Origin of the sequence: Mesorhizobium sp. M7A.F.Ca.US.014.04.1.1 (assembly GCF_003998745.1) — a bacterium.
GTDB classification, from domain to species: Bacteria; Pseudomonadota; Alphaproteobacteria; order Rhizobiales; family Rhizobiaceae; genus Mesorhizobium; species Mesorhizobium ciceri.
In genome coordinates this window covers 46,569-52,575 of the sequence record NZ_RZRW01000001.1, presented here as the reverse complement: position 1 = coordinate 52,575, position 6,007 = coordinate 46,569, and the positions used below count along the sequence as shown (strand labels likewise).

General features: G+C 54.8%; 4 protein-coding genes and 1 pseudogene. 3 read left to right on the top strand and 2 right to left on the bottom strand.

The window, feature by feature from the left end; all coding sequences use genetic code 11:
- Positions 1-592: 592 nt before the first annotated feature.
- Both EOA22_RS00225 and EOA22_RS00220 read right to left on the bottom strand, forming a co-directional pair.
- Positions 593-1,810 (bottom strand): serine hydrolase, encoded by a 1,218-nt coding sequence (locus EOA22_RS00225; protein ID WP_063169320.1) that lies wholly within the window; start codon positions 1,808-1,810, stop codon positions 593-595.
- Between the two features lie 354 nt (positions 1,811-2,164).
- Positions 2,165-2,542: pseudogene (locus tag EOA22_RS00220) on the bottom strand (alanine dehydrogenase); the annotation flags it as partial.
- Between the two features lie 458 nt (positions 2,543-3,000).
- Between EOA22_RS00220 and EOA22_RS00215 the strand changes: the two are divergent.
- From EOA22_RS00215 to EOA22_RS00205, 3 genes are all read left to right on the top strand, one after another.
- Positions 3,001-3,843 carry a transporter substrate-binding domain-containing protein gene (locus tag EOA22_RS00215; RefSeq protein WP_063169318.1) on the top strand — a complete coding sequence of 281 codons (843 nt, stop codon included), beginning with the start codon at positions 3,001-3,003 and terminating at the stop codon, positions 3,841-3,843.
- Positions 3,844-3,903: 60 nt separating this feature from the next.
- Complete coding sequence (locus EOA22_RS00210) at positions 3,904-4,878, top strand: amino acid ABC transporter permease (RefSeq protein ID WP_063170377.1); 975 nt, start codon at positions 3,904-3,906, stop codon at positions 4,876-4,878.
- Between the two features lie 94 nt (positions 4,879-4,972).
- The gene (locus tag EOA22_RS00205) at positions 4,973-5,716 is read left to right on the top strand and encodes an amino acid ABC transporter ATP-binding protein (protein ID WP_135921822.1); all 744 of its coding nucleotides are present in this window, start codon (positions 4,973-4,975) and stop codon (positions 5,714-5,716) included.
- Positions 5,717-6,007 lie beyond the last annotated feature (291 nt).

Here is a 6,007-nt window from a genome sequence, read left to right as displayed (position 1 = left end):
GCCCAGCAGCGGCTCAAGGCGCTGATCGCCCGGCTTTCCCAGGTAACCGCCGATCTCACCGTCCAGAAGCAGCGCAAGAGCGCTGCCACTGATGCCGATACCATTGCCTGCGTATTCCGATGAAGCCGGCCACCGATTCCGATTTGAAGCCGGCCAGTCATTCCGATTTCATTCCGGCCAGCATTCCGATTTGAAGGCGGCCATTTTTCGGTCTGATCCTGGGTCTCGTTGATGTTTGGGTTGGGTTTTGTTTCAGGTCAAGCTGACGGATAAGCCCGAAAGCGGCACCATGCAAGAATACAATAGGTCCACCGGTTCCATTCTCGCAATACAAAGTCGCGACGGCCCCAATCAATATGCAATGTTCGGTGATCATTGTTTCCTCAGCAAAAGCGAGCCAGATCGGTCTGCATTATGCATATGGGAAGCGAGGCTTCTGGTATTTACTTCATAAGCGTAGCAGCGTCTACAGGCCTTTTGCGCCAATTGCCCCCTAGCCGAACGCAGGAATTCGGCGTAGGCGCCCCAGTTCTTCAACCGCGAATTTGCAGGAAATTCCTAAACAAGCGCGGTGACCGTCTAGTGCATCAAGTTACGCGCGGAGCATCCTCCCCAATGCCTGCATCTGCGGCCTTCTAATCCGATCAATGTGGTCGCAAGCGGGGTGCGACCCGAAGCGCGCAATCACCATCTCCGCCTTTGGCGCTATGTACAGGTTCTGGCCGTAAAGGCCCCGACCTTCAATAGCATCAAGCTCGTCGTGTGATACCCACCATTGGCTTCGGTATGTATAGCCGAATGGGAGGTCCGGCTTGGCGGGGTGGTCGAGATCTTGAAGGTCGTAGACAACACTCGCGGGAACCAGTTGCTTGCCATTACACGAGCCTTCACATCGCATCAGCTCGCCGAAACGCGCCAAGTCGCGCAACGTCACATTGAGTCCGCTATGCGCCCTCGGCATACCGTTTGTCGGGTCGATCTCGACATAGGCGTCTTCTTCGCAGCCCAGTGGCAACCATAAGCGCTCCTCCAACAGTTGTGCGAACGACCGGCCCGTTGCGCGCGACATAACCCAAGCCATAACATTGGTATCGACGCCTTTGTAGACAAATTTGCCGTGCGCCCCTTCCTTTCGTATGGTACGCAGGTATTCGCATCTATATGACTTGTCTACACTTGTGTAATCTTCAGTAAAAGCAACGTTAGTTTGCATGTCCATGACTTGGCGGAGCGTTGCATCTTCCCACCCTGTACCTCGTAATTCCGGCACAAACTGCGATATTGTCTTCCTGTCGTCGAGAATGCCCTCATGCACCAACGCCGCGGCTAGGGTGCCCGCATACGATTTGGTGATTGACTGACACGAATGTTGTACGTGCGGCGCGAGTGCGCCGAAGTATCGTTCGTATATGATCCGCCCCCGATGCAGGACCAAAATGCCGTCGGTGTAGGTGTCGAATAGCGCCTCCTCGAACCGGTTGGTGCGGTCGTCCATGTCGACGAACGTGAGCCCATCGATTTCGGTAGACCTGTTGCTGCACTCAAGCTGCGACGGTCCGCCCCGCCCTCGCCACACTTGGACTGTGGGCCGCAGCTCACGCATATGCGATAGCGACCAGCGAAGCTGAGGAAAGGTCCAAACAGTTTCATTCTCGAATGTTACACGCTTGTCTGGCGGCGGCGGCGCACCGCGCATCCAGCCAAATTCGCGAGGATCCGATGCACGGCCGTCCAGGTATTGCTGTCCGTCGAATTCGAGTACGCTCTCCGACGCGTTACCGACGGTTTGCCGTTGTTTGAATTCTGTCATACATGGGATCCAATTTCATGCCTAGGCGCCCCCGGCGCCAGCTGGCTATCGAGAGTTGCGACCCAACCTCGGGAGTTCGGACTGGACTAAATCACAACATGTTATGATCATAGCAGCGGCAGGCGCGCATTCTATGCGAAATGTCCTCGACAACGCAGCAAATCAGCGTTGTATTGCGGCCGGCGCATACTTGCGGCCCCGCTCTCGCGTGGCAAGTAGGACCTAACTTGCCGAACGCTTCCAGCTACAAGAGGCATGAGCCATCATGCGCAGTATGCCGAGTACATCTCGATTAAACCGGGTCCGAACGGGTTGACAATTGTAACGCGTCTCCGCTGTCCGAGCTACGATGAGTCAAAAATTCTCTGGTCTATCAACGATGTTGACCCAGAGGGATACGTGCGAACTCGCAAGGCAAGAAATCGCGAAATGGCATGGGCGACTCTGCATGTTGGCGACGCGATAGTGGATAACGCCGTCGCCTTCGTAGGTGGGCTCGGCTTGAGTCGTCGCATGCGACGTCTCGAAGCAACCGCCCTGGTCAATAGCGACGTCGACCAGCTCCGAGCCCTTCTTCATGCCGGACATCATTTCGCGGGTGACGAGCTTTGGCGCGGCAGCACCGGCGATCAGCACGGCCCCGACCACGATGTCGGCAGAGAAGCATTCTTCCTCGAGCGCCCCGACGGTTGAGTAGCGGGTGCGCACACGGCCGGCGAAGAGGTCGTCGAGATTAGGGAGGTCGAGATTAGGGAGGTCGAGATTAGGGAGAGAGAGGGGCTTGGACCGCAGTTCCCACGTGACCAGAGTCAGCCCTGCAAGGTGTAATTCAACGCGCCAGTCCAGTTTAGATCCTTCCAAACAAGACGTCTTGTGGCGATGCAATCTGCAGCCTTCGGAGTCCAGCGAGTTGGCGAGTTCGCCGACCTCTCTGAGGCCAGGGTATCCGTGCTTTGTGAAATCGCCAGAGCGATCCGGCGAAAGCCAAGGGTAGTTCGCAGGAAACCTGCATCATCGAACTCGATTTCGCTGAATGCCAACAATGCAGAGCGATAAGGTGTCGTTCGTTAAATGACGGACCGGGATGGGTCCAATCAGCAGGGAGCAATGGCGCACCGCTAAGACACTCCTCTCGGTGGCGACGAAGGTAGCTTTCAAGAAAATAAGAACGAGAAAAAAGGGAACTATAGATGAACAATCATGTAACGACGGTCGTAGTTGCAGTCTCCATGGCGGTTGCGTCGATGTCTTTGTCAGCCAAGGCTTGCGCCGGCGAAGTCCTTGATCGTGTGCTCGCGGCACAGACATTGACGGTAGCGGTCGGGTCCGACTGGGGAGCCTTGTCTCACTTGAACGACCAACATGAACTCGACGGTGATGATGTAGAGGTCGCGAAGGGCATTGCGGACTACTTGGGCGTGAAGATCAAATTCGTGACCCCGGGCTGGGATATCATTCAGGCAGGCCAGTGGGGGGGGCGTTGGGACATGGCCATGGGTCAAATGACGCCGACCAACGATCGCGCCAAAAAATTCGCCTTCCCGGCCATGTACTTCTACGAAGGCGAAGTCGCTGTCGTTCACAAGGATAGCAAAGCGACGAAGCCTTCCGACCTGGAGGGCAAGATCGTCGGCGTCCGAGCGGGAACTCTTGGCGATTTGTATGCCAATCACAAGCTCACACCGGCATGGATCGGCGCTAAGCCAATACAATATCAATTTACAGCGGGCCAAGTGAAGGCTTATCCAAGTGCTAACTCTCTTACGCTTGACGACCTGCGCCTCGGCGATGGTGTTCGTCTCGATGGCGTCATTACTGAAGGAACGACGGCGGCTGCGGCAATCAAATCTGGCTATCCATTGAAGGTTATTGGCGATCCCTTATTCTACGCCCCGGGCGCTGTCACAATCGAGCGTGGCGATAAGGAGTTTATCGACAAGGTCGCTGCCGCGGTCAAGAAGATGAAGGATGACGGCACTCTTGCTAAACTCTCGGTCAAGTGGTTCGGGGGGGATTTCAGCGTCGATAAATAACATGACACAATCGTGGGCGTCCCCTTCCCGGGGGCGCCTCTTCTTAGGAAGAAAATGCTTATGCTTTACCACGATACAGTTGAATCTGAGGTGCTCGTCCACAAGCCATGGTTTATCGGCTGCATATTTGCAATTGTGCTCGCGGTTTTTCTTATCTTCAACGTAGCGGGCACCACGATGGGCGAACTCCTACGGCCCGTGATTGGCGATCACGCACAAGTGAAGTTTTACAGTCGCATTGCGATCGCTTTTGTAATTGCCGCAATGTTCTGCCTCAACCTCGTGCTGATTGGTTTTGTCCCGCTCAAAATCCAAATCGGGATCGTATGGTTTGAGTTGGTGCTACTGTTCCTTTCGCTCTTCGCGGCATTTGACTTAAGCATGCCATTTATTTGGGCAAACCTGCCATTTCTAATTACGCAGGGGGTAGTTACTACAGTTTACGTATCAGCGATGTCACTGCTATTTGCGTCGGCTATCGCAATAATCGGCGCGATTGCGAAACTGTCAAGCAACGGCATGGCTTACGCGATAGTCAGCTTCTACACTTCATGCTTCCGGGGTCTGCCGCTTCTCATGCAGGTTTATCTGATCTACATGGGCTTGCCCCAGGTAGGTTACGTTATTAATGCCGTGCCTGCAGGCGTGTTGGCGCTTTCGCTATGCAGTGGTGCCTACATGACGGAGATCTTCCGTTCGGGCATAGCCAGCATCGATCGCGGCCAGTGGGAGGCATCCCGGTCATTAGGTTTCGGCTTTGCGCTCACAATGCGCAGAATCATTCTGCCGCAAGCGCTTCCGGTTATCATTCCCCCGATGGGAAACACGTTCATCTCAATGCTCAAAGACAGCTCTCTCGTTTCGGTTCTTGGCGTTTGGGAGCTGACGTATCTAGCTCACTCACTCGGCCAGCCAACCTTCCATACTATGGAGATGCTAGTAACAGCGGCAATGATTTATTGGATTTTATCCGCCTGCCTGGAACTGGTCCAATCCCGGATCGAGGACCATTTTGCCAGAAGTAAGAAGCGATGATCGTGAATTCATTGGTCAAGCTAAAAAAGACGTCTAAGTTGGTTCGGCCATTTTCAAGGCACTTACAGATGCGCCAATGAACAAGAGAGATGCAATATTGAGCGACGAAGTCATCGAAGCTAAGAATGTATCCAAATGGTATGGTGCCTTCAGAGCACTAACTGACATCAACCTAACCGTCCGCAAGGGCGAACGTATCGTCATCTGTGGGCCCTCAGGCTCGGGAAAGTCGACGCTGATCCGTTGCGTCAATCGGCTCGAAGCGCACCAGGATGGCGAGATTACCGTCACTGGGATTAGGTTACATAACAAAATGCGCAACGTAGCTGAAGTTCGCAAAAGCGTCGGCATGGTTTTTCAGCACTTTAATCTTTTCCCGCACATGACCGTGCTGATGAACTGTATGGCGGCGCCGATGTGGATAAAGGGCGTTCCAGAGGGTGAGGCTAGAAAGATCGCGCTTAAATTCCTAGAGCGCGTGCGCATTCCCGAACAGGCGAACAAATATCCGGCTCAGCTCTCCGGGGGACAGCAGCAGCGCGTCGCAATTGCCCGGTCCCTCTGTATGGAGCCTGCAGTCATGCTCTTCGATGAGCCGACCTCCTCGCTCGATCCAGAGATGGTCGCTGAAGTGCTCGAGACTGTGACCGGACTCGCACGCGACGGCATGACCATGGTATGCGTCACCCACGAGATGGGCTTTGCGCGCGCCGTGGCCGATCGAGTAATCTTCATGGATCGAGGTGAGATCGTCGAAGAGGGTACACCGCACGACTTCTTCAGAAACCCGCAGCACGAAAGAACGAAATTGTTTCTCAGCCAGATCTTGTCGCATTGAGGGAGCCATCCTTCAACGAGGCCGTTCGACCGAGTTACTGTGTATCGAATGCGTTGCCTCAGGCCAGCGAGACAACATGTGCGGATATTGTATTCGTACGTATTGGCTGACATACATCAGAGCGTTCTCGGCAAGCGCCTCGTTCCCGGAAGCGCGAGAGTAGGATCCCGCTGAGCTTGTGCGCAGCCCACCGTGCCAGTTCGCGTCCAGGCGCGCTGAGGATTGGCTCGCCACACATGATCAGGTTGCAAGAGTGCGGCCTCAACCCTCTGCCCGCAACCGACCACAATC

Coding starts and splice junctions, on each gene's coding strand:
- EOA22_RS00210 (WP_063170377.1), top strand. CDS start 3,904: ATGCTTTACCACGATACAGTTGAATCTGAGGTGCTCGTCCACAAGCCA.
- EOA22_RS00225 (WP_063169320.1), bottom strand. CDS start 1,810: ATGACAGAATTCAAACAACGGCAAACCGTCGGTAACGCGTCGGAGAGC.
- EOA22_RS00215 (WP_063169318.1), top strand. CDS start 3,001: ATGAACAATCATGTAACGACGGTCGTAGTTGCAGTCTCCATGGCGGTT.